This window comes from Streptomyces smaragdinus (assembly GCF_009604385.1).
Classification (GTDB): Bacteria; Actinomycetota; Actinomycetes; order Streptomycetales; family Streptomycetaceae; genus Streptomyces; species Streptomyces smaragdinus.
The window spans coordinates 291,640-314,414 of sequence record NZ_WEGJ01000004.1 but is presented as its reverse complement, the minus strand read 5'-3'; the positions used below and the strand labels follow the sequence as shown (position 1 = coordinate 314,414).

Below are 22,775 nucleotides of genomic sequence, written 5' to 3'. Positions count from 1 at the left end.
CGACCGTGACGTACCCCTATCTGCTGCTGGCCGAGGCGCGCGAGTCGCAGCCGGTGACGCATCTGGGCGAGCGGATCGGCTGGGTCGTCGGGCTCCTGCTGTTCGTGGCCCTGTGCTACTGGCTGATGCGCCAGGGCTGGAAGTGGCGCGGCACCCTGCAGTCCGCGATGCCGGAGCTGCGCGAGATCCCCGCCGCTGCGGGGGAGCCGCTGCTCACGATGAGCGGCCGCTACCACGGCACCACGACCGCCGGCCACTGGCTGGACCGGGTCGTCGCCCACGGCCTGGGCACCCGCTCCCGCGTGGAGCTGACCCTCACCGCGCAGGGCGTGGCGGTCGTCCGCCCCGGGGCCACGGACTTCTTCGTCCCCGCCTCGAAGATCCGCGGCGCCCGCCTCGACAAGGGCATCGCCGGCAAGGTCCTGACCGAGGGCGGCCTGCTGGTGATCACCTGGGAGCACGGCGGCAAGGAGTACGACTCCGGCTTCCGCTCCGACCACGCGGCGGAGCACGGCGACTGGGTCGCCGCCCTGAACGACCGGCACAAGACGACGGAAGGCACACGATGACCACCAGCAAGGCCCCGGCAGTCCTCGTCCTGGAGGACGGCCGCACGTTCCGCGGCCGTGCCTACGGGGCCGAGGGGGAGACCTTCGGCGAGGCGGTCTTCAACACCGGCATGACCGGCTACCAGGAGACCCTGACCGACCCGTCGTACCACCGCCAGGTCGTCGTGATGACGGCCCCCCACATCGGCAACACCGGCGTCAACGACGAGGACCCCGAGTCGAAGCGCATCTGGGTGGCCGGCTACGTCGTCCGCGACCCCGCCCGGATCCCCTCCAACTGGCGCGCCCGCCGCTCGCTGGACGAGGAGCTGCGCACCCAGGGCGTCGTCGGGATCTCCGGCATCGACACCCGGGCGCTCACCCGCCATCTGCGCGAGCGCGGCGCGATGCGCGTCGGCATCTTCTCCGGCGAGGCCCTGGCCGAGGAGGCGACACTGCTGGCCCGGGTGCTGCGGGCCCCCGAGATGACCGGCGCCGACCTGTCCGCCGAGGTCGCCACCACCGAGCCGTACGTCGTCCCCGCGATCGGGCCCGACGGCGAAGCCGTCCCCATCGGCACAGCGCGCTTCACCGTCGCCGCCCTCGACCTCGGCATCAAGGGCATGACCCCGCACCGGATGGCCGAGCGCGGCATCGAGGTGCACGTCCTGCCCGCCGACGCCACGCTCGAGCAGGTGTACGCCGTCGACCCCGACGGCGTGTTCCTCTCCAACGGCCCCGGCGACCCCGCCACCGCCGACCTCACGGTGATCAGGGGAGTGTTGGAGCGCGGCACGCCGCTGTTCGGCATCTGCTTCGGCAACCAGCTCTTCGGGCGGGCGCTGGGCTTCGGCACGTACAAGCTGAAGTACGGCCACCGCGGCATCAACCAGCCGGTCCAGGACCGCACCACGGGCAAGGTCGAGGTCACCGCCCACAACCACGGCTTCGCCGTCGACGCCCCGCTGGACGGCCCCGTCGACACCCCGTACGGGCGTGCCGAGGTCACCCACGTCTGCCTGAACGACGACGTCGTCGAGGGCCTGCGGCTGCTCGACCGCCCGGCGTTCAGCGTCCAGTACCACCCGGAGGCGGCCGCGGGTCCCCACGACGCCGCGTACCTGTTCGACCGCTTCGTCTCGCTCATGGAGGGCCAGCGTGCCTAAGCGCACCGATATCCAGTCCGTCCTGGTCATCGGCTCCGGCCCGATCGTCATCGGCCAGGCCGCGGAGTTCGACTACTCCGGTACCCAGGCCTGCCGCGTCCTGCGCGCCGAGGGCCTGCGGGTCATCCTGGTCAACTCCAACCCGGCCACGATCATGACCGACCCGGAGATCGCCGACGCCACCTACGTCGAGCCGATCACCCCGGAGTTCGTCGAGAAGATCATCGCCAAGGAACGCCCGGACGCCCTGCTCCCCACCCTCGGCGGCCAGACCGCGCTCAACACCGCGATCTCGCTGCACGAGGCCGGCACGCTGGAGAAGTACGGCGTGGAGCTGATCGGCGCCAACGTCGAGGCGATCAACAAGGGCGAGGACCGCGACCTGTTCAAGGACGTCGTCGCGGCCGTCCGGGCCAAGACCGGCCACGGCGAGTCCGCCCGCTCGGTGATCTGCCACTCGATGGACGACGTCCTGGCGGGCGTCGACACCCTCGGCGGCTACCCGGTCGTCGTCCGCCCGTCCTTCACCATGGGCGGGGCCGGCTCCGGCTTCGCGCACGACGAGGACGAGCTGCGCCGTATCGCCGGCCAGGGCCTGACCCTCTCGCCGACCACCGAGGTGCTCCTGGAGGAGTCCATCCTCGGCTGGAAGGAGTACGAGCTGGAGCTGATGCGCGACAAGCACGACAACGTCGTGGTCGTCTGCTCCATCGAGAACTTCGACCCCATGGGCGTGCACACCGGCGACTCGATCACCGTCGCCCCGGCGATGACGCTCACCGACCGCGAGTACCAGATCCTGCGCGACATCGGCATCGCCGTGATCCGTGAGGTCGGCGTCGACACCGGCGGCTGCAACATCCAGTTCGCCGTCAACCCCGACGACGGCCGGGTCATCGTCATCGAGATGAACCCGCGCGTCTCGCGCTCCTCCGCCCTCGCCTCCAAGGCCACCGGCTTCCCGATCGCCAAGATCGCCGCCAAGCTGGCCGTCGGCTACACGCTGGACGAGATCCCCAACGACATCACCGAGGAGACCCCGGCCTCCTTCGAGCCGACCCTCGACTACGTCGTGGTGAAGGTCCCCCGCTTCGCCTTCGAGAAGTTCCCCTCCGCCGACCCGTCGCTGACGACCACCATGAAGTCCGTCGGCGAGGCCATGGCGCTGGGCCGCAACTTCACCGAGGCGCTGAACAAGGCGCTGCGCTCCATCGAGAAGAAGGACGCCCAGTTCGCCTTCACCGGAGATCCCGGCGACAAGGACGAGCTTCTCGACGCCTCCCGGATGCCCACCGACGGCCGGCTGCAGACCGTCATGCAGGCGATCCGGGCCGGCGCCACCCAGGAGGAGGTGTTCGAGGCCACGCGGATCGACCCCTGGTTCGTCGACCAGCTCTTCCTGATCCACGAGGTCGCCCAGGAGCTCGCCGCCGCCTTTGAGCTCACCCCGGAGCTGCTCGGCCACGCCAAGCGCCACGGCTTCTCCGACCAGCAGATCAGCGAGATCCGCGGGCTGCGCGAGGACGTCGTCCGCGAGGTGCGCCACGCCCTGGGCATCCGCCCGGTGTACAAGACCGTCGACACCTGCGCCGCCGAGTTCGCCGCGCGGACCCCGTACTTCTACTCCTCGTACGACGAGGAGAACGAGGTCGCCCCGCGCGAGAAGCCCGCCGTCATCATCCTGGGCTCCGGCCCCAACCGCATCGGCCAGGGCATCGAGTTCGACTACTCCTGCGTCCACGCCTCCTTCGCCCTCAGCGCTGCGGGCTACGAGACCGTGATGGTCAACTGCAACCCGGAGACCGTCTCCACCGACTACGACACCTCCGACCGGCTCTACTTCGAGCCGCTCACCCTGGAGGACGTGCTGGAGATCGTCCACGCCGAGACCCTGGCCGGCCCGGTCGCCGGCGTCATCGTCCAGCTCGGCGGCCAGACCCCCCTGGGCCTGGCGCAGGCGCTGAAGGACAACGGCGTGCCCGTCGTCGGCACCTCCCCGGAGGCCATCCACGCCGCCGAGGACCGCGGCGCCTTCGGCCGGGTGCTGACCGAGGCCGGGCTGCCCGCGCCGAAGTACGGCACCGCGTTCTCCTTCGACGAGGCCGCGAGGATCGCCGGCGGCATCGGGTACCCGGTCATGGTGCGCCCGTCGTACGTGCTGGGCGGGCGCGGCATGCAGATCGTGTACGACGAGCCGTCCCTGGCGGAGTACCTGGAGAAGCACGCCGGGCTGATCTCCGACCACCCGGTGCTCATCGACCGGTTCCTCGACGACGCCATAGAGATCGACGTCGACGCCCTGTACGACGGCGAGGAGCTCTACCTCGGCGGCGTGATGGAGCACATCGAGGAGGCCGGCATCCACTCCGGCGACTCCGCCTGCGCGCTGCCGCCGATCACCCTCGGCGGCCACGACATCAAGCGGCTGCGCGCCTCCACGGAGGCCATCGCGCGGGGGGTGGGCGTGCGCGGGCTGATCAACATCCAGTTCGCGCTGGCCGGGGACATCCTGTACGTCCTCGAGGCCAACCCGCGGGCCTCCCGTACCGTCCCCTTCACCTCCAAGGCGACGGCCGTCCCCCTGGCCAAGGCCGCCGCCCGCATCTCGCTGGGCGCCACCGTTGCCGAGCTGCGCGCGGAGGGCATGCTGCCCGCCACCGGCGACGGCGGCACGCTGCCGATGGACGCGCCGATCTCCGTGAAGGAGGCCGTGATGCCGTGGTCGCGGTTCCGCGACATCCACGGCCGCGGCGTGGACACCGTGCTGGGCCCGGAGATGCGCTCCACCGGCGAGGTCATGGGCATCGACTCGGTCTTCGGCACGGCGTACGCCAAGTCGCAGGCCGGCGCGTACGGCGCGCTGCCGGTGAAGGGACGGGCGTTCGTCTCCGTCGCCAACCGCGACAAGCGCTCGATGATCTTCCCGGCCCGCGAGCTGGTCCAGCACGGCTTCGAGCTGCTGGCCACCTCCGGCACCGCCGAGGTCCTCAAGCGCAACGGCATCAACGCGACCGTGGTCCGCAAGCAGTCCGAGGGCGAGGGCCCCGGCGGCGAGAAGACCATCGTCCAGCTGATCCACGACGGCGAGGTCGACCTGATCGTCAACACCCCGTACGGCACCGGCGGCCGGCTCGACGGCTACGAGATCCGCACGGCGGCCGTCGCCCGCGGCATCCCCTGTCTGACGACGGTCCAGGCGCTGGCCGCGGCCGTCCAGGGCATCGAGGCGGTGTCCCGCGGCGACGTGGGCGTGCGGTCCCTCCAGGAACACGCGGAGCATCTGATCGCCGGCCGAGCCGGCCGGTAACAGCGAATCGGAGCCCCGCCGGTCACCCCGACCGGCGGGGCTCGTCACAGGAGGCCCCCCGGGGACCGGCGGGCCCACCAGCAAAGGCCCCTCCCATGTATCCCCTGCTCTTCAAGACCGTCTTCCGGCGGATGGACCCCGAGAGGGCCCACCACCTCGCCTTCGACACCATCCGCGCCGCCGCCGCCGTCCCCGGCGCCCGCGGCGGCGTACGGGCCGTCGCGGCCCCCGCGTACCCGCGGCTGCGGGTCAGGGCCCTCGGCCTGGACCTGCCCGGCCCCTTCGGCCTCGCGGCCGGCTTCGACAAGAACGCCGTCGGCATCGACGGCCTGGCGATGCTCGGGTTCGACTTCGTCGAGATCGGCACCGTCACCGCTCGGGCCCAGCCCGGCAACGAGAAGACCCGCCTCTTCCGGCTCACCGGGGACCGCGCGCTCGTCAACCGCATGGGCTTCAACAACGACGGCTCCGCGGCCGTCGCCGCCCGCCTCGCCCGCCGCCGCCACGGACAGCGCCGCCCGTACCGCCCGGACACCGTGGTCGGCGTCAACATCGGCAAGACGAAGACCGTCCCCGAGGCGGAGGCCACCGCCGACTACGTGACGTCCACCGAACGCCTCGCCGCGTACGCGGACTACCTCGTCGTCAACGTCTCCTCCCCGAACACCCCCGGCCTGCGCAACCTCCAGGCGGTCGAGGTGCTGCGGCCGCTGCTGACCGCCGTACGCGAGGCCGCCGACCGTACGACGACCGCCCGGGTACCGCTGCTCGTGAAGATCGCCCCCGACCTCGCCGACGAGGACATCGACGCCGTCGCCGACCTGGCCCTCGAGCTCGGCCTCGACGGCGTCATCGCCACCAACACCACCGTCTCCCGCGACGGCCTGCGCACCGACCCCGCGCACGTCGCCTCCCTGGGCGCCGGCGGACTGTCCGGCGCGCCCCTGAAGGAACGCTCGCTCCAAGTCCTGCGGCGGCTGTACGCCCGCGTCGGCGACCGGATCACCCTGGTCGGCGTCGGCGGCATCGAGACCGCCGAGGACGCCTGGGAGCGCGTTCTGGCCGGCGCCACCCTCGTCCAGGGCTACAGCGCGTTCGTCTACGAGGGCCCGCTGTGGCCCCGCAGGATCCACCACGGGCTGGACCGGCTGCTGGCCGCCTCCCCGTACGCCACGCTCGCCGACGCCGTCGGCGCCGACACCAGGAAGGCACACACCTCATGACGGAGACCTTCGGAACGCGGCTCAGGGCCGCCATGGACACCCGCGGCCCGCTGTGCGTGGGCATCGATCCGCATGCCTCGCTGCTCGCCTCCTGGGGCCTGAACGACGACGTCCCGGGCCTGGAGCGGTTCGCGCTGACGGTCGTCGAGGCGCTCGCCGACCGGGTGGCTGTGCTCAAGCCCCAGTCGGCGTTCTTCGAGCGCTTCGGGTCGCGCGGCGTCGCCGTGCTGGAGAAGACCGTCCAGGCCGCCCGGGAGGCGGGCGCGCTGGTGCTGATGGACGCCAAGCGCGGCGACATCGGCTCCACGATGGCGGGCTACGCCTCGGCGTTCCTCGACAAGGACTCCCCGCTGTTCTCCGACGCCCTGACCGTCACCCCCTACCTCGGCTTCGAGTCCCTGCGCCCGGCGCTGGACGCCGCCCACGTGAGCGGTACGGGCGTCTTCGTCGTCACCCTGACCTCCAACCCGGAGGGCGTCGAGGTGCAGCGCGCCGCCGTCGCGGACGGGCGGACGGTGGGCCAGGCGATGCTGGAGCACATCGCCGCCGAGAACCGGGGCGCCGAGCCGCTGGGTTCCGTCGGCGCGGTCGTCGGCGCCACCCTCACGGACGCCGGCGCGGATCTGGCGGTGGGCGGACCCCTCCTCGCCCCCGGTATCGGCGCCCAGGGGGCGACCCCGGCCGATCTCCCGGCGGTCTTCGGCGCGGCGCTGGGCAACGTGGTCCCGAGCGCCAGCCGGAGTGTGCTGAAGCACGGTCCGGACGTCGCGGCGCTACGGAACGCGGCCGTACAGCTGGCCGATGATGTACGCATCGTAATCGGACAAAATGGTTGATAACCGTATGAATTCTCGAGCAAGTTCAGTCTGACCAGGACTTTTCGACTGTTCTCGCTGACTGAGGGGAACTCGGCCGCTAGTCTCCACTGGCATAGCGCGTGTACCTGCGCGTTATCGGTTCCCCCGCAGGTGCGAGGGAGCCGGGCACGACATGCACCACCAGCCCATATCCGACAAGTTCAACATCCGAGGTGACGTAGGCGTGGCTCTTCCGCCCCTTACCCCTGAACAGCGCGCAGCCGCGCTCGAGAAGGCCGCAGCGGCTCGCCGGGAGCGCGCCGAGGTCAAGAATCGGCTCAAGCACTCCGGCGCTTCCCTGCACGAGGTCATCAAGCAGGGCCAGGAGAACGATGTCATCGGCAAGATGAAGGTCTCGGCCCTGCTCGAGTCCCTCCCCGGCGTGGGCAAGGTCCGCGCCAAGCAGATCATGGAGCGGCTCGGTATCTCCGAGAGCCGTCGCGTGCGCGGTCTGGGCTCCAACCAGATCGCATCGCTGGAGCGCGAGTTCGGCGGCGCCACCTCCTGACGTTCCCGGCACTCCCGGGAACCTGGATAATCGCTGCATGACAGAACGTCCGCGGCTGACCGTGCTCTCCGGCCCCTCCGGGGTCGGCAAGAGCACGGTCGTCGCCCATATGCGCACCGTCCACCCCGAGGTATGGCTCTCCGTCTCGGCCACCACCCGCAGGCCGCGGCCCGGGGAACGCGACGGGGTCCACTACTTCTTCGTCTCCGACGACGAATTCGACAAACTCATCGCCAACGGTGAGCTGCTCGAGTGGGCCGAATTCGCCGGCAACCGCTACGGCACCCCGCGCGGGGCCGTGCAGGAGCGGCTGGAGGCCGGGGAGCCGGTGCTGCTGGAGATCGATCTGCAGGGCGCGCGGCTGGTCCGCGAGTCCATGGCGGACGCCCAGCTGGTCTTCCTCGCCCCGCCGAGCTGGGACGAACTCGTCCGGCGGCTGACCGGGCGGGGCACCGAGGCGGCGGACGTGATCGAGCGGCGGCTGGCGGCCGCGCGGGTCGAGCTGGCCGCCGAGTCGGAGTTCGATACGACGCTTGTCAATACCTCCGTCGAGGATGTGGCGCGCGAGCTGCTAGCCTTGATGAAGGTTTCATAGATCGTTTTCTTTCTTTTGAGCGGAAGGCCTGAGAGTTGTCCTCTCCCATGACCGCGCCCGAGGGCATCATCAACCCGCCGATCGACGAGCTGCTCGAGGCCACGGACTCGAAGTACAGCCTGGTGATCTACGCGGCCAAGCGCGCGCGGCAGATCAACGCGTACTACTCGCAGCTGGGCGAGGGCCTGCTGGAGTACGTGGGCCCGCTCGTCGACACGCACGTCCACGAGAAGCCGCTGTCGATCGCCCTGCGTGAGATCAACGCGGGCCTGCTGACCTCGGAGTCCACGGACACCCCGGCGGCCTGAGCACCGCACCGGCGCCGGTTCCGGGCGGTCGCGGACGGGAGACGATCCCGTTCCGCGGCAGCCCCGGGACCGGCGCTTTCGTGTACCCCGCGGGAGCGTCCCCGGACCCGGTGGTGTGAGATGGGGGAGTGACGGCGAGCGAACGGGGAGGCACCCGATGACGGGACCGAGGATCGTGCTGGGCGTCAGCGGCGGTATCGCGGCGTACAAGGCCTGCGAGCTGCTGAGGCGCTTCACGGAGTCCGGGCACCGTGTCCGCGTCGTCCCCACCGCCTCCGCGCTGAACTTCGTCGGCGAGGCCACCTGGTCCGCGCTCTCCGGCCGGCCCGCCGCGACCGACGTCTGGTCGGACGTCCACGAGGTGCCCCACGTACGCATCGGCCAGGAGGCCGACCTCGTCGTCGTCGCCCCGGCGACCGCCGACACCCTCGCCCGCGCCGCCCACGGCCTCGCGGACGACCTGCTGACCAACACCCTCCTCACCGCCCGCTGCCCCGTCGTCTTCGCCCCGGCGATGCACACCGAGATGTGGGAGAACCCGGCGACCCGGGCCAACGTGGCCACGCTGCGCGAACGCGGCGCCGTCGTGATCGAGCCGGCCGTCGGCCGCCTCACCGGCGTCGACACCGGCAAGGGCCGGCTGCCCGACCCCGGGGAGATCTTCGAGATCTGCCGCCGGGTCCTCGCCCGCGGCGTGGCCGGGGTCGGGCCCGACCTCGCCGGGCTCCGGCTGGTCGTCAGCGCCGGGGGTACGCGCGAGCCGCTGGACCCCGTGCGCTATCTGGGCAACCGCTCCTCCGGCAAGCAGGGCTACGCCCTCGCCCGGACCGCCGTCGCGCGCGGCGCGCGGGTCACGCTGATCGCCGCCAACGCCGGGCTGCCCGACGTCGCGGGGGCCGACATGGTCCACGTACAGACCGCCGTCCAGCTCCGGGAGGCCGTTCTGGCGGCCGCCGCGGACGCGGACGCCGTCGTGATGGCCGCCGCCGTGGCCGATTTCCGGCCTGCCGTCTACGCCTCCGGCAAGATCAAGAAGGTGGACGGCCGGGACCCGGAGCCGGTCGCCCTGGTCCGTAACCCGGACATCCTCGCCGAGCTCTCCGCCACCCGTCCGAAGGCCGGACAGCTCGTCGTGGGCTTCGCCGCCGAGACCGACGACGTGCTGGCCAACGGCCGCAAGAAGCTCGCCCGCAAGGGCTGTGACCTGCTCGTCGTCAACGAGGTGGGGGACACCAAGGCCTTCGGCTCCGAGGAGAACGAGGCCGTGGTGCTGTCCGCCGACGGCTCCGAGCACCCCGTGCCGTACGGGCCGAAGGAAGCCCTCGCCGACACCGTCTGGGACCTCGTCGCCGAGCGGCTGACCTGAACCTCGCGGCGGCTTCGCCGGTGGCCGGGAATGTGCGACACTCCGTGAGGTCGATACCGTACGAAACCGGTGGATCACCGGCTTCCCCGGTCGAAGACAGCCCAAAGAGCGAGACGGGTTGCCCGCACCCCGAACCCGCCCGATAAACTTCAGGCCGGACCGACCAGCGCCCGCCCCGCCGGCGCCGGGACCGCCGTCCGACTTGTATGAGCCAGCAGCCGCTGCAACCCAGGGAGCGATGTGTCCCGTCGTCTTTTCACCTCGGAGTCCGTGACCGAAGGTCACCCCGACAAGATCGCTGACCAGATCAGCGACGCGATCCTCGATGCGCTTCTCAAGGACGACCCCACCTCCCGGGTGGCCGTCGAGACGCTCATCACCACCGGCCAGGTGCATGTCGCCGGTGAGGTGACGACCTCGGGGTACGCGGACATCGCCACCCTCGTGCGCAACAAGATCCTCGAGATCGGCTACGACTCCTCGAAGAAGGGCTTCGACGGCGCCTCCTGCGGTGTCTCGGTGTCCATCGGCTCGCAGTCCCCGGACATCGCGCAGGGCGTCGACGCCGCGTACGAGAACCGGGTCGAGGGCGACGAGGACGAGCTCGACAGGCAGGGCGCCGGCGACCAGGGCCTGATGTTCGGCTACGCCTGCGACGAGACGCCCGAGCTGATGCCGCTGCCGATCCATCTGGCGCACCGGCTGTCCAAGCGGCTGACCGAGGTCCGCAAGAACGGCACCATCCCCTACCTGCGCCCCGACGGCAAGACGCAGGTCACCATCGAGTACAACGGCGACAAGGCCGTCCGTCTGGACACGGTGGTCGTCTCCTCGCAGCACGCCTCCGACATCGACCTGGACTCGCTGCTCGCCCCCGACATCCGCGAGTTCGTCGTGGAGCCGGTGCTGGCGAGCCTCCTCGAGGACGGCATCAAGCTCGACACCGAGGGCTACCGGCTGCTGGTCAACCCCACCGGACGGTTCGAGATCGGCGGCCCCATGGGCGACGCCGGGCTGACCGGCCGCAAGATCATCATCGACACCTACGGCGGCATGGCCCGGCACGGCGGCGGCGCCTTCTCCGGCAAGGACCCGTCGAAGGTCGACCGCTCGGCCGCGTACGCGATGCGCTGGGTCGCCAAGAACGTCGTCGCGGCGGGCCTGGCGGCGCGCTGCGAGGTGCAGGTCGCGTACGCGATCGGCAAGGCGGAGCCGGTGGGTCTGTTCGTCGAGACCTTCGGCACGGCCACGATCGACACCGAGAAGATCGAGCAGGCCATCGGCCAGGTCTTCGACCTGCGTCCGGCCGCGATCATCCGGGACCTGGACCTGCTGCGCCCGATCTACTCCGAGACGGCCGCCTACGGGCACTTCGGCCGCGAGCTCCCCGACTTCACCTGGGAGCGCACGGACCGCGTCGAGGCGCTGCGCAAGGCGACGGGGCTGTAGGTCCCCCGGTAATACGGCTGCACCGGACGCCCCGGCGCCCCTACTCTGTGGGGGCGCCGGGGCGTCCGGTGCGAAGGTGACGGTTACTTCCTTCCGAACAGAAAAGTTCTTGCGGGTTCGAGTCCCGCCGTCGGTCCCCCCGGGGGCCGGTCGTGGCGAAACTGGCAGACGCAGATGGCACCCGTACCGCCACCGTTGTTGATCTCGGACGCCCGGGCCGCGGTCTGTCACCCCTGTCCGGTACAACGGATACGTGAGCCGCGACGACGACAAGCCCGACGCCTCCCCCGCGGGGGGTGAGCAGCTTGCCCTCATCCGCGAGACGGTGCGCGAGGCGAAGAAGCCCCGGGCCAAGCCGCGGACCTGGCGCGGGGCGCCGCGGGCCGAGCGGCTGCCCGTCGCCCGGGTGCTCGTCGACAAGGGCCTCAGCCATCTCGACCGGTACTTCGACTACGCCGTGCCCGCCGCCATGGACGAGGAGGCCCAGCCCGGCGTCCGCGTCCGGGTGCGCTTCGGGGCGCGCGTCGTCAAGGGGCGGCGCGAGGGCGGGGAGCTGCACGACGGGTTCATCGTGGAGCGCGCCGAGGCCAGCGACTACGCCGGACCGCTGGCGCCCCTCGCCCAGGTGCTGTCCACGGAGCGGGTGCTCACGCCCCGGCTGCTCGACCTGTGCCGGGCCGTCGCCGACCGCTACGCCGGCTCCCTCGCCGACGTCGTCCAGCTCGCCGTGCCGCCCCGCCGGGCCCGCGTCGAGCAGCAGCCCCCCGCCCGCCCCTTCGCCCCGCCGCTCCCGCTGACCGGCCCGGGGCCCTGGGGGCGGTACGAGACGGGGCCGGGCTTCCTGCACGCGCTGGCCCGCCGCGACAGCCCCCGCGCCGTGTGGACGGCCCTGCCGGGACCGTCCTGGCCGCAGGAGCTGGCGTACGCCGCCGCGGCCGCCCTCTCCTCCGGCCGCGGCGCCCTGATCGTCGTCCCGGACGGGCGGGCGGCGGCGCGGGTGGACGAGGCGCTCACGGCGCTGATCGGCGCCGGCCGGCACGTCCTGCTCGCGGCGGAGACCGGCCCCGAGGAGCGCTACCGCCGCTGGCTGGCCGTCAGCCGCGGCTCGGTGCGGGCCGTGGTCGGCACCCGGGCGGCCGTGTTCGCCCCCGTCCAGGACCTCGGACTGGTCGCCCTGTGGGACGACGGCGACAGCAGCCACAGCGAGCAGCACGCGCCCCAGCCGCACGCCCGCGAGGTGCTGCTGCTGCGCGCGGCGCACGAGCGGACGGGGTTCCTGATCGGCGGCCACAGCGTGACCGTCGACGCCGCCCAGCTGCTGCAGACCGGCTGGGCCCGGCCGCTCACCGCCTCGCGCGAGCAGGTGCGGGCGGCGGCGCCCCTGATCCGGACGGTCGGGGAGACGGAGGAGGCCCGCGATGCCGCCGCCCGTGCCGCGCGGCTGCCGTCGCTCGCCTGGCAGGCCGTACGCGACGGGCTGAGGTCCGGCCCCGTGCTCGTCCAGGTGCCCCGGCGGGGGTACGCGCCCCGGCTGGCCTGCGAGCGCTGCCGTGCGCCCGCGCGCTGCGGGACCTGCTCGGGACCGCTGGAGAGCCGGGGGCCGGAGCAGCCGCCGCACTGCGCGTGGTGCGCGCGGGAGGAGGCAGACTGGCACTGCCCCGAGTGCGGCGCGAGCCGGCTGCGCGCCCAGGTCATCGGCGCCCGGCGCACGGCGGAGGAGCTGGGCCGCGCCTTCCCGGCCGTCCAGGTGCGCACGTCGGGGCGCGATCACGTGCTGGACCGGGTGCCGGACCTGCCCGCGCTCGTCGTCTGCACGCCCGGCGCGGAGCCCGTCGCCGACGGCGGCTACGCCGCGGCGCTGCTGCTCGACGGCTGGGCGCTGCTGGGCCGGCCCGACCTGCACGCGGGGGAGGAGGCGCTGCGGCGCTGGCTGGGCGCCGCGTCGCTGGTGCGGCCGCAGTCGGCGGGCGGCACCGTCGTGGTCGTCGCCGATCCGGCGCAGCGGCCCGTGCAGGCGCTGGTGCGGTGGGACCCCGCGGGATTCGCCGCGCGGGAGCTGGCGGACCGGGCGGAGCTCGGCTTCCCGCCGGTGTCGCGGATGGCGTCCGTCGCGGGGCCGGGGTCGGCGGTGACGGAGTTCCTGCTCGGCGCCGGGCTGCCGGCGGACACCGACGTCCTGGGGCCCGTCCCCGTGCCGGCCCCGGGGCCCGCCGGGCGTCCGCGCCGCCCCGGGGATCCGGCGCCGGCCCCGGCCGGCGACGAGCCGTGGGAGCGCGTGCTGCTGCGGGTCCCGCGCGGGACGGGGGCGGCGCTGGCGGCGGCGCTCAAGGCGGCTCAGGCGGCCCGGATGGTGCGGCGGGAGACGGCGCCGGTCCGGGTGCGGATCGATCCTTCGGACATCGGGTAGCCCGGGGTCCGGCCCCGGGCCACCCCGGGCGGGCCTACGAGTGCGCCGACAGCGCGTCCGTCCGGATGCCGCCGGGCTCCGCGAGCAGGGGGTCGCCCGGATCGGGCCGTACGGCGGCGGGCTCCGGCTCCTCGCGCGGCACCACGGGCGCCAGGCCCGCCGACAGGCCCACCGTGCCCGGCGCGGGACGGGCCGCGGGCACCACCGGCAGGCTCCGGGACGCCTCGGCCGGGGGCGGCGCGGCCGGGCGCCGGGCGCCGTACCGGCGGTGCACCGCCTGCTTCGTCACACCGAGGGCGGAGCCCACCGCGTCCCAGGAGAAACCCAGCGAACGGTCGAAGTCCACCGCTGCCGTGACCAGCGTCTCCACGCTGTCCCGCAGCTCCTGGGCGAGCCGGACCGTGGGCGCGGGCGCGCGTCCGTAGACGACGAAGCCCGCGGACGGTCCCGTCCGCCGGGGGCGGTAGACGTTGCCGAGCTGGGCGGTCAGGGTGCGCAGCGCATCCACCTGCCGGCGGACCCGCTCGATGTCCCGCACCAGGACCTGCAGGCTGGCCCGTGCCTGGGCGTCGTGAGTTGCGTGGTCGGCCATGAAAGAGCCTCTCGAACGGCGTCAAGTTGCGGGCCCGCCCTCTCGCCGGTGTCAGCGTCCGGCGACAGGGGCGGCCCGTTTTCCGTCAATCTCACTGAGCAACGCCACAGTCTTCACACGGTCACGCTACGGGGGCGTGCGGCCGGATGTCCGCAGCGCGCTCCCTCCTGCGTACGCCCCCGTTCACCCCCCTAGACTGAACCCGTTCACACACTGCCCACGAGAGGTCAGCAGCCAGTCATGAGGCTCGTCTTCGCCGGTACGCCCGAGGTCGCCGTTCCGTCCCTGGACGCCCTGATCGCCTCGGAGCGGCATGCGGTCGTGGCCGTCGTCACCAGGCCGGACGCTCCCGCGGGGCGTGGCCGGCGGCTGGTCGCGAGCCCGGTGGCGCAGCGGGCCGAGGAGGCCGGGATCGAGGTGCTGAAGCCCGCGCACCCGCGGGACGCGGACTTCCGGGCGCGGCTGACCGAGATCGCCCCCGACTGCTGCCCCGTGGTGGCGTACGGCGCGCTGCTGCCCAAGTCCGCGCTGGACATTCCCGCCCACGGATGGGTGAACCTGCACTTCTCGCTGCTGCCCGCGTGGCGCGGCGCGGCGCCGGTGCAGCACACCATCCTCGCGGGCGACGAGATGACCGGCGCGACGACCTTCCGGATCGACGAGGGGCTGGACTCCGGCCCGGTGTTCGGGGTCGTCACCGAGGCCGTGCGGCCCACGGACACCAGCGGGGACCTGTTCACCCGGCTGGCGTTCGCCGGCGCGGGGCTGCTGCTGGCGACGATGGACGGCATCGAGGACGGCTCGCTGGACCCGCGGCCGCAGCCGGCCGACGGCGTCTCCCTCGCCCCGAAGATCAGCGTCGAGGACGGCGAACTGCACTGGACCGACCCGGCGATGCGGATCGACCGGGTGGTCCGGGGCTGCGCGCCGGCCCCCGGCGCCTGGACGGTGTTCCGCGGCGAGCGGCTGAAGGTCATGTCGGTGGGGATGGCGCCCGACCGCGGGGACCTGGCGCCCGGTGACCTCGCGGTGTCCAAGAACGCGGTGCACGCGGGCACCGGGTCGCACGCCGTGGAGCTTCTGTGGGTGCAGGCGCAGGGCAAGAAGCCGATGAACGCCGCCGACTGGGCGCGCGGCGCCCGGATCGCCGCCGGCGAGCGCCTGGGGGCGTGAGGAGCGGCCGGGGGCGTGTGCCGCGGCGCCACGACGTACGCTGAAGGCAGTCTCTTCCACGTACCCCCGGAGCACCTTTCCCGTGAGTGAACCCCGCCGTCGTCCCGCCAAGCCCTACCGCAGACCGCAGAAGGACCCCGTACGGATCCTCGCCTTCGACGCGCTGCGCGCCGTGGACGAGCGGGACGCCTACGCGAACCTCGTCCTGCCGCCGCTGCTGCGCAAGGCGCGCGAGGGCGGGTCCTTCGACGCGCGGGACGCGGCGCTGGCCACCGAGCTGGTGTACGGGACGCTGCGCCGGCAGGGGACGTACGACCGGATCATCGCGGAGTGCGTCGACCGGCCGCTGCGGGAGGTCGACCCGCCGGTGCTGGACGTGCTGAGCCTGGGCGCGCACCAGCTGCTGGGGACGCGGATCCCCACGCACGCCGCCGTTTCGGCGACGGTGGAGCTGGCGCGGGTGGTGCTGGGCGACGGGCGGGCGAAGTTCGTCAACGCCGTGCTGCGGAAGATCGCGGCGCGTGATCTGCCGGCGTGGCTGGAGGTCGTGGCGCCGCCGTACGACGAGGACCCCGAGGATCATCTGGCCGTCGTGCACGCGCATCCGCGGTGGATCGTCTCGGCGCTGTGGGACGCGCTGGGCGGTGGCCGGGCGGGGATCGAGGATCTGCTGGAGGCCGACAACGAGCGGCCCGAGGTGACGCTGGTGGCGCGGCCGGGGCGGTCGACGACCGAGGAGCTGTCGTCGCCGGACACGCTGCCGGGGCGCTGGTCGCCGTACGCAGTGCGGATGACCGAGGGCGGCGAGCCCGGGGCCGTGCCGGCGGTGGCCGAGGGGCGGGCCGGGGTGCAGGACGAGGGCAGCCAGCTGGTCGCCGTCGCGCTGGCCAACGCGCCGGTGGAGGGCTCCGACCGGCTGTGGCTGGACGGGTGCGCCGGGCCGGGCGGGAAGGCGGCGCTGCTCGGGGCGCTGGCCGCCGGGCGGGGCGCGGCGCTGGTGGCGTCGGAGAAGCAGCCGCACCGGGCGCGGCTGGTGGCGCGGTCGCTGGACGGCAACCCCGGGCCGTACCAGGTGATCACCGCGGACGGCACGCGTCCGGCGTGGCGGCCGGGGGCGTTCGACCGGGTGCTCGTCGATGTGCCGTGCACCGGGCTGGGCGCGCTGCGGCGCCGGCCCGAGGCGCGCTGGCGGCGGCGGCCCGAGGACCTCGAGGGCTTCGCGCCGCTGCAGCGGGCGCTGCTGCGGTCCGCCCTGGACGCCGTGCGGGTGGGCGGTGTCGTGGGATACGCGACGTGCTCGCCGCATCCGGCGGAGACCCGGGCCGTGGTGGACGACGTGCTCAGGGACGTCCGGGGCGAGCTGCTGGACGCGCGGGAGCTGATGCCCGGGGTGCCCGGGCTGGGGGAGGGGCCGGACGTACAGCTGTGGCCCCACGTCCACGGCACCGACGCGATGTACCTGGCGCTGATCCGCCGCTCGGCCTGAGCCCGGACCCCGGGGGGCTGTGCGCCGCACAACCCCCCGGCGAGCTCAGTGCGTCTCGGCTCCCTCCGCCTGCCGGGACGGCACCTCGGCCGGCGTCGTCACCGGCTCGTCCCGGTGCCGCATCAGGGCGTTGGGCCACCAGACGCGGCGCCCGATGTCCAGGAACAGCGCCGTCACCAGCATCGACCGCACGATGAACGTGTCGATCAGCACGCCCACGGCGACCGCGAACCCGATCTCGGCGAACGACACCATCGGCAGCGTCCCGAACACCGCGAACGTGCCGGCCAGGACCAGACCCGCCGACGTGATCACCCCGCCGGTGGCCGCCAGCGCCGTGACCGCGCCCTGCCGGGTGCCGCGCCGCTGCGCCTCCTCCTTGATCCGGGTGGCCAGGAAGATGTTGTAGTCGATGCCCAGCGCCACCAGGAACACGAACACCAGCAGCGGGAACGAGGTGTCCTCGCCGGCGAAGTCGAAGACGTGCCGGAAGAACAGCGCGCTGATGCCCAGCGCCGCCGCGAACGACAGCACCACCGTCGCCATCAGCAGTACCGGCGCCAGCAGCGCCCGCAGCAGGAGCACCAGGACGACGAACACGGCCAGCAGCACGAGCGGGATGATCAGCTTGTCGTCCCGCTCGACGGCCGCGTCCATGTCGACGACCGCGGCCGTCGTGCCGCCGACGATCGCCTCCGCGTCCGGTGCCCGGGCCCCGAGGGCGTCGCGCACCATCCGGACGGTGTCCTTGGCCGCGCCGCTGCTCGGGTTGTCGTCCAGGACGGCCTCCAGATAGACCCGGCCCGAACGCTCCGCGGCCACTCCCCGCGGCGTGGCGATCGGTATGTCCGCCACGCCGTCCACGGCGGCCACGGTCTCCCCGACCCGGTCGGCCTGGTCGGCGTTCGCCAGGATGACCAGCGGATCGCCGCCGCCGGCCGGGAAGTACCGCGCCTGCACCTCGCTGCCGACGATCGAGTCCGGCCGCCCGGTGAAGGAGTCCTCGTAACTCAGGCCGGACGCCTTGAGCTGCATCAGCCCCACCGACAGCCCCGCGAGGACCAGCATGCCGACGGCCCACACCCGGCGCGGCCGGCGGGCGATCCGCAGCCCCGTGCGCGCCCACACGCCGCTCTCCGTCGGCTCGGCGGAGCCGAAGGCGGGCCGCACCGGCCAGAAGATCCACCGGCCCATGATCACCAGCAGCGCCGGGAACAGCGTGAGCAGCGCCAGCAGGGCCACCGCCACACCGATCGCCAGCACCGGGCCGAGACCCGCGGTGGAGTTGAGCTCCGCGAACATCAGCACCAGCATCGCGATGATCACCGTCGCCCCGCTGGCCAGCACGGCGGGACCGGCGCGGTGCAGCGCGAGCGCCATCGCCTCGTGCCGGTCCGCGTGCCGGCGCAGCTCCTCCCGGTACCGGGCGACGAGCAGCAGCGCGTAGTCCGTCCCCGCGCCGAACACCAGCACCGTGAGGATGCCGGCGCTCTGGCCGTTCACCGTCAGGCCCGCGTGCTCGGCCAGCAGATAGACCAGCGCCTGCGCCGTGAGCAGCGCCGCGACCACGGATATCACCGGGACGAAGAGCAGCGTCGGACTGCGGTACGTCAGCAGCAGCATGACGACCACGACCGACATCGCGGCGATCAGCAGCGTCGAGTCGATGCCCTCGAAGCCCTCGGCGAAGTCGGCGCTGGAACCGCCGGGTCCGGTGATGTGGACGCTCAGACCGTCCGCGCTCCTTCCGACGGCCCCGCGGATGTCGTCGACCGCGGGGACGATGCGCTGCCAGGCGTCCGTCCCCACCGTCAGCGGCACGAATATCTGGGCGGCGCGCGGGGCGTCGCCCTTCTCGAACTGCGGGTCCGGGGTCTCGGCGGCGCGCAGCCCGTGCCCCTTCAGCGCCCGGATCTGCGCCAGGTCCTCGTCGATCCGGGCCCGGTCCCCGTCGGTGAGCCCGGACTCCCGGGCGTAGACGATCACCGTCGGCATCTGCTCGGGGCGGAAGTCCTCCGACTCGCGCAGCACCTGCGTCGACTCGGCGGACTTGGGCAGCCAGTTGACGGTCTGATTGTCCTGGGCGTCGGTGAGCTTCTGCGCGAATCCGCCGAGGCCCAGGAGAATCCCGAGCCACAGCACCACCACGACCCACTTGGTCCGGCGGCCGCAGACGAGCCACGCGACGCCGCGCCCGGCCTCCGCGCCGCTCCTCTTCCCCGTGCTGTCCTGATCCCCTGATGTGTCCTGTACGTCCGACATGGCGCCCCCTCGGCCTGTCGTGGACTGACAACGCCCGTCAGCATGGCACGCGGCACTGACAATCCGCAGCGAGTAACTCACCGGTTGGCGTATGCACGTAAAATGGTGGAAAAACTCGCAGGTCAACGGGTGGGGGCGGCGCGCGCCGCAGAGGTGTACCGAACGTGTGTCCGCATAGTGGACATCGCTGGGCACCCGCGCCGCATCGCGCTCATCTGAGCTGTAGGCTCGGACCCAGCCGTCCCGCCTGAGCGATCAAGGTCTCCCCGCCATGCCGCAGATCAACCCCAGCATCCTGTCCGCGGACTTCGCCCGCCTCGCCGAGGAGGCGAAGGCGGTCGAGGGCGCCGACTGGCTCCACGTCGACGTCATGGACAACCACTTCGTACCGAACCTCACCCTCGGAGTCCCGGTGGTCGAGGCGCTGGGCAGGGCCACGGACACCCCCCTCGACTGCCATCTGATGATCGAGGACCCCGACCGCTGGGCCCCCGCCTACGTCGAGGCCGGCGCCGGTTCGGTGACCTTCCACGTGGAGGCCGCCGCCGCCCCCGTCCGGCTGGCCCGCGAGATCCGGGCCAAGGGCGCCCGCGCCTCGATGGCGCTGAGGCCGGCCACCCCGATCGAGCCGTACGAGGACCTGCTGCCCGAGCTCGACATGCTCCTGGTGATGACCGTGGAGCCCGGGTTCGGCGGACAGGCGTTCCTGGACGTCATGCTGCCCAAGATCCGCCGCACCCGGGAGCTGATCGACAAGCACGGACTGGAGCTGTGGCTCCAGGTGGACGGCGGCGTCTCGGACGCCACGATCGAACGGTGCGCCGAGGCCGGGGCCGACGTCTTCGTGGCGGGCTCCGCGGTCTACGGCGCCGCGGACCCGGCAGCCGCCGTGCGCGGCCTGCGGGAGAAGGCGGCGGCCGCCACCCGGTCGGCCGCCGGATCCCTGACGTGCCACGGGCACTGAGGGGCGCCGACGGGCGGACCTTCGCGGACAGTTCGCCCGCTCTTCACACGGGGTCCGCGGCCGGGGGCTGAACGACCGGGCCGGGTTCTGACAGGATGAACAGCATGCGCCGCGCCTCGACGCGAGGCGCTCGGCATAGGTAAGGAGACCGCGGTGTCTACGGGCCGGACAGCTATGCGGATGGGGCCGGCGGAGCTGGTGCAGGCGGCGGCGATGGCGCGCCGCTTCTACCTCGAGGGCAAATCGAAGATCCAGATCGCCGAGGAGTTCGGCGTCAGCCGCTTCAAGGTGGCGCGGGTGCTGGAGACGGCGCTCGAACGCGACCTCGTCCGGATCGAGATCCGGGTGCCCGCCGAGCTGGACGCGGAGCGCTCCGACGCCCTGCGGGCCCGGTACGGCCTGCGGCACGCGGTCGTCGTCGAGTCCCCGCCCGACTCCCCGGCCGTGGAGGAGCACCCCGACCCGGAGAACCTCGGCGAGGTGGCCGCCGACCTGCTCGGCGAGCTGGTCGACGAGGGCGACGTGCTGGGCCTGGCCTGGGGCCGGTCCACCATCAACATGGCCGCCGCCCTGCGCCATCTCCCGCCCTGCACGGTCGTCCAGCTCACCGGCGTGTACGACGCGGGCACCGCCGAGCGCGGCTCCGTCGAGGCCGTCCGCCGGGCCGCGGAGGTCGCGGGCGGCGAGGCCCACCCGATCTACGCCCCGATGCTGCTGCCGGACGTCGCCACGGCGAACGCGCTGCGCAGCCAGACCGGGGTGGCCCGGGCGTTCGAGTACTTCGACAAGGTCACCGTCGCCGCCGTGTCCATCGGCTCCTGGGAGGCCGGTATCTCCACGGTGCACGACATGCTGACCGCCGGTGAGCGCGAGCACTACGCCTCCCTGGGCGCCGCCGCCGAGATGTCCGCGCACCTCTTCGACGACGCGGGCCGCCGCATCGGCCGCGATCTGGGGGAGCGGTGCATCACCGTCGAGGCGGACCGGCTGCGCCGCATCCCGGAGGTCGTCGCCATCGCCGGCGGACTGCGCAAGGCGGCGGCGATCGGCGCGGTGCTGCGCTCGGGCCTGGTCACCAGCCTCGTCACGGACACGGCCGCCGCGGACTACCTGCTGCACGAGTCCCGCCCCCCGGTCCGCCCGGCCCTGGAGCGGGCGGACCCGGACGACGTCTGACGGCAGGTGGCCGCAACCCGCTCGACACGGCCCCGCCGGACGGCGGAGGATGGCCCCATGTCCGGGGAATGGGTCACCGTCGCCACGTACGAGAACGTCCGCGGCTGCCCGCCGCCGCTCGCCGCCCTGCGCGGTTGACTGCGCGACCGGGGCATCGACTGGCCGGTGCTCGACGACGCCGGCGTACGGGTCGACCTCGCCTGCGGACCCGGTGACGACGGCCGCCGGCACGGCTGGATCACCGTCCGCGTCCCCGCCGCCGCCCTGCGCCCCCTCGGCCTCCATCCCGACCAGCCCACGTCCCGGGTCCGGGGCCCGTTCCCGCCGCGGTGGTGGCACGCGCAGGCGGAACGGGAGACGCGCGGACGCCGGAGGGAGGGAAGAGCATGGCGTACGTACTGAACGCCGTCATCGCCGGACACGAGCTGCTCGCCGCGGCCGTACGGGACGTCCCGTACGCCCGCGCCGTGCGGCTGGGCCAGGGGCCGGCCCTCGTGCCCCTCACCGGCGAGCTGTTCGACGCCTGGGGCTGCTGCGGCACCGGAGCACGCGGGACTGGCTCACGGAGTGAGGGCCAGGGGCCGCAGCGTCATCAGCCCGTCCTCCGGCGCGGCGGCCATGGCGAAGGGGAACCGGTCGGCCTCCAGGCACAGCTCGAGGTCGTCCGCGTGAATCCCCGGGAGCCCGCTGCGGGCGCCCTCCGCGAGCCGCGCCGCGTCCTTGGAGGCGCCCGCCCGCCGCAGGTACGGGGCGGGGTCGGCGGCCGGATCCGCGAGGAGCGCGGCGATGTACTCGGCGCACGCCAGGTCCTCCTCCGCCCGCCCGTCGCCGCCGGTGACCACGAAGGTGACGGCGCCGGTCCGGCGGGCGAGCAGCAGGCGCGCGGTCGCGGCGGCGACGGTGAACCCGGCGCACAGCAGCAGCGGGGCGTGCCGCGCCGCCTGGGCGCCGGTGGTGCCGTTGCGGGTCTTCTGGACCAGCGTCCGCTCCGCCAGATCGAGGGTGCGCAGCTCTCCCGGCGAGTTCACGGTGTCGATACCGGGGACCGGCTCGCCGTCGGTGAGCGTGATCCAGTCCGGGTTGCGGCCCTTGAGCGTACGGGCCTGGTCCAGGTCCTCGGCCAGCACCACCCGTCTCGCGCCCCGGGCGAAGGCCCAGGCGGTGGTGGTGAAGGCGCGCATGACGTCGATGACGACGACGGCGGACGGGGCCCGGGTCAGCCCGGCGATGCTCACGTAGTCGGTCTGCATCCCGTCATGATCGCGCTTCCCGCCCGCGTCTTCGGAGTACCGGCCGGTATCCGCTCTCAGTCGATCACACGAACGTCCCGTCCGGACCCTGGAGGATTCGTCCGGCCTGCGATGTTCCGTACCCGTGGGACAATGAAG

Annotated in this window: 19 protein-coding genes; 16 read left to right on the top strand and 3 right to left on the bottom strand. The window is 73.2% G+C overall.

The window, feature by feature from the left end; translation table 11 throughout:
- Positions 1-5 precede the first annotated feature (5 nt).
- The 11 genes from SRB5_RS10080 (at position 6) to SRB5_RS10030 (ending at position 13,734) form a co-directional block, all read left to right on the top strand.
- Positions 6-569, top strand: a complete 564-nt coding sequence (locus SRB5_RS10080; protein ID WP_323377665.1) for a PH-like domain-containing protein — start codon at positions 6-8, stop codon at positions 567-569.
- Positions 566-1,714, top strand: a complete 1,149-nt coding sequence (carA, locus tag SRB5_RS10075; protein WP_153451137.1) for a glutamine-hydrolyzing carbamoyl-phosphate synthase small subunit — start codon at positions 566-568, stop codon at positions 1,712-1,714. Before SRB5_RS10080 ends, carA begins: the two co-directional genes overlap by 4 nt.
- Positions 1,707-5,021 (top strand): carbamoyl-phosphate synthase large subunit, encoded by a 3,315-nt coding sequence (gene carB / locus SRB5_RS10070; protein ID WP_323377438.1) that lies wholly within the window; start codon positions 1,707-1,709, stop codon positions 5,019-5,021. Before carA ends, carB begins: the two co-directional genes overlap by 8 nt.
- Before the next feature lie 95 nt (positions 5,022-5,116).
- Positions 5,117-6,244, top strand: coding sequence for a quinone-dependent dihydroorotate dehydrogenase (locus SRB5_RS10065; RefSeq protein WP_153451136.1), 1,128 nt, complete (start codon positions 5,117-5,119; stop codon positions 6,242-6,244).
- Positions 6,241-7,080: an orotidine-5'-phosphate decarboxylase gene (gene pyrF, locus SRB5_RS10060; RefSeq protein ID WP_153451135.1), complete on the top strand. Its 840-nt coding sequence runs from the start codon at positions 6,241-6,243 to the stop codon at positions 7,078-7,080. Before SRB5_RS10065 ends, pyrF begins: the two co-directional genes overlap by 4 nt.
- A gap of 205 nt (positions 7,081-7,285) precedes the next feature.
- Positions 7,286-7,609 carry an integration host factor gene (locus tag SRB5_RS10055; protein WP_059125536.1) on the top strand — a complete coding sequence of 108 codons (324 nt, stop codon included), beginning with the start codon at positions 7,286-7,288 and terminating at the stop codon, positions 7,607-7,609.
- A 37-nt stretch (positions 7,610-7,646) separates the two neighbouring features.
- Positions 7,647-8,204: a guanylate kinase gene (gmk, locus tag SRB5_RS10050; RefSeq protein WP_153451133.1), complete on the top strand. Its 558-nt coding sequence runs from the start codon at positions 7,647-7,649 to the stop codon at positions 8,202-8,204.
- 35 nt (positions 8,205-8,239) lie between these two features.
- Positions 8,240-8,512 carry a DNA-directed RNA polymerase subunit omega gene (gene rpoZ, locus SRB5_RS10045; protein ID WP_153451132.1) on the top strand — a complete coding sequence of 91 codons (273 nt, stop codon included), beginning with the start codon at positions 8,240-8,242 and terminating at the stop codon, positions 8,510-8,512.
- Between the two features lie 157 nt (positions 8,513-8,669).
- Complete coding sequence (gene coaBC / locus SRB5_RS10040; protein ID WP_153451131.1) at positions 8,670-9,878, top strand: bifunctional phosphopantothenoylcysteine decarboxylase/phosphopantothenate--cysteine ligase CoaBC; 1,209 nt, start codon at positions 8,670-8,672, stop codon at positions 9,876-9,878.
- A 240-nt stretch (positions 9,879-10,118) separates the two neighbouring features.
- Positions 10,119-11,327: a methionine adenosyltransferase gene (gene metK, locus SRB5_RS10035; RefSeq protein ID WP_323377436.1), complete on the top strand. Its 1,209-nt coding sequence runs from the start codon at positions 10,119-10,121 to the stop codon at positions 11,325-11,327.
- 253 nt (positions 11,328-11,580) lie between these two features.
- Positions 11,581-13,734 (top strand): primosomal protein N', encoded by a 2,154-nt coding sequence (locus SRB5_RS10030; protein ID WP_323377434.1) that lies wholly within the window; start codon positions 11,581-11,583, stop codon positions 13,732-13,734.
- Between the two features lie 34 nt (positions 13,735-13,768).
- On the opposite strand, the gene SRB5_RS36385 is transcribed toward SRB5_RS10030, so the two are convergent.
- On the bottom strand, positions 13,769-14,326 hold the full coding sequence (locus SRB5_RS36385) for a hypothetical protein (protein WP_228389927.1): 558 nt from the start codon (positions 14,324-14,326) through the stop codon (positions 13,769-13,771).
- Between the two features lie 240 nt (positions 14,327-14,566).
- On the opposite strand from SRB5_RS36385, the gene fmt reads away from it, so the two are divergent.
- Complete coding sequence (gene fmt, locus SRB5_RS10020; RefSeq protein WP_153451130.1) at positions 14,567-15,499, top strand: methionyl-tRNA formyltransferase; 933 nt, start codon at positions 14,567-14,569, stop codon at positions 15,497-15,499.
- Positions 15,500-15,581: 82 nt separating this feature from the next.
- Positions 15,582-16,985: an RsmB/NOP family class I SAM-dependent RNA methyltransferase gene (locus tag SRB5_RS10015; protein ID WP_323377432.1), complete on the top strand. Its 1,404-nt coding sequence runs from the start codon at positions 15,582-15,584 to the stop codon at positions 16,983-16,985.
- A 45-nt stretch (positions 16,986-17,030) separates the two neighbouring features.
- Here the strand turns inward: SRB5_RS10015 and SRB5_RS10010 are convergent, their stop codons facing one another.
- Positions 17,031-19,247, bottom strand: a complete 2,217-nt coding sequence (locus SRB5_RS10010) for an MMPL family transporter (RefSeq protein WP_153451128.1) — start codon at positions 19,245-19,247, stop codon at positions 17,031-17,033.
- Between the two features lie 271 nt (positions 19,248-19,518).
- Here SRB5_RS10010 and rpe point away from each other — a divergent pair, with 271 nt between their 5' ends.
- The 3 genes from rpe (at position 19,519) to SRB5_RS09995 (ending at position 21,789) form a co-directional block, all read left to right on the top strand.
- On the top strand, positions 19,519-20,211 hold the full coding sequence (gene rpe, locus SRB5_RS10005; protein ID WP_153451127.1) for a ribulose-phosphate 3-epimerase: 693 nt from the start codon (positions 19,519-19,521) through the stop codon (positions 20,209-20,211).
- Positions 20,212-20,364: 153 nt separating this feature from the next.
- On the top strand, positions 20,365-21,387 hold the full coding sequence (locus SRB5_RS10000) for a sugar-binding transcriptional regulator (protein ID WP_323377430.1): 1,023 nt from the start codon (positions 20,365-20,367) through the stop codon (positions 21,385-21,387).
- A gap of 165 nt (positions 21,388-21,552) precedes the next feature.
- On the top strand, positions 21,553-21,789 hold the full coding sequence (locus tag SRB5_RS09995) for a hypothetical protein (RefSeq protein WP_323377428.1): 237 nt from the start codon (positions 21,553-21,555) through the stop codon (positions 21,787-21,789).
- 158 nt (positions 21,790-21,947) lie between these two features.
- On the opposite strand, the gene SRB5_RS09990 is transcribed toward SRB5_RS09995, so the two are convergent.
- Positions 21,948-22,637, bottom strand: a complete 690-nt coding sequence (locus SRB5_RS09990; RefSeq protein WP_153451125.1) for a 2-phosphosulfolactate phosphatase — start codon at positions 22,635-22,637, stop codon at positions 21,948-21,950.
- Between the last annotated feature and the right edge of the window lie 138 nt (positions 22,638-22,775).

Excerpts from the sequence above, each read along its gene's own strand:
- carA (WP_153451137.1), top strand. The coding sequence starts at position 566 with ATGACCACCAGCAAGGCCCCGGCAGTCCTCGTCCTGGAGGACGGCCGC.
- SRB5_RS10065 (WP_153451136.1), top strand. The coding sequence starts at position 5,117 with ATGTATCCCCTGCTCTTCAAGACCGTCTTCCGGCGGATGGACCCCGAG.
- pyrF (WP_153451135.1), top strand. The coding sequence starts at position 6,241 with ATGACGGAGACCTTCGGAACGCGGCTCAGGGCCGCCATGGACACCCGC.
- gmk (WP_153451133.1), top strand. The coding sequence starts at position 7,647 with ATGACAGAACGTCCGCGGCTGACCGTGCTCTCCGGCCCCTCCGGGGTC.
- coaBC (WP_153451131.1), top strand. The coding sequence starts at position 8,670 with ATGACGGGACCGAGGATCGTGCTGGGCGTCAGCGGCGGTATCGCGGCG.
- SRB5_RS36385 (WP_228389927.1), bottom strand. The coding sequence starts at position 14,326 with ATGGCCGACCACGCAACTCACGACGCCCAGGCACGGGCCAGCCTGCAG.
- fmt (WP_153451130.1), top strand. The coding sequence starts at position 14,567 with ATGAGGCTCGTCTTCGCCGGTACGCCCGAGGTCGCCGTTCCGTCCCTG.
- SRB5_RS10010 (WP_153451128.1), bottom strand. The coding sequence starts at position 19,247 with ATGTCGGACGTACAGGACACATCAGGGGATCAGGACAGCACGGGGAAG.
- rpe (WP_153451127.1), top strand. The coding sequence starts at position 19,519 with ATGCCGCAGATCAACCCCAGCATCCTGTCCGCGGACTTCGCCCGCCTC.
- SRB5_RS09990 (WP_153451125.1), bottom strand. The coding sequence starts at position 22,637 with ATGCAGACCGACTACGTGAGCATCGCCGGGCTGACCCGGGCCCCGTCC.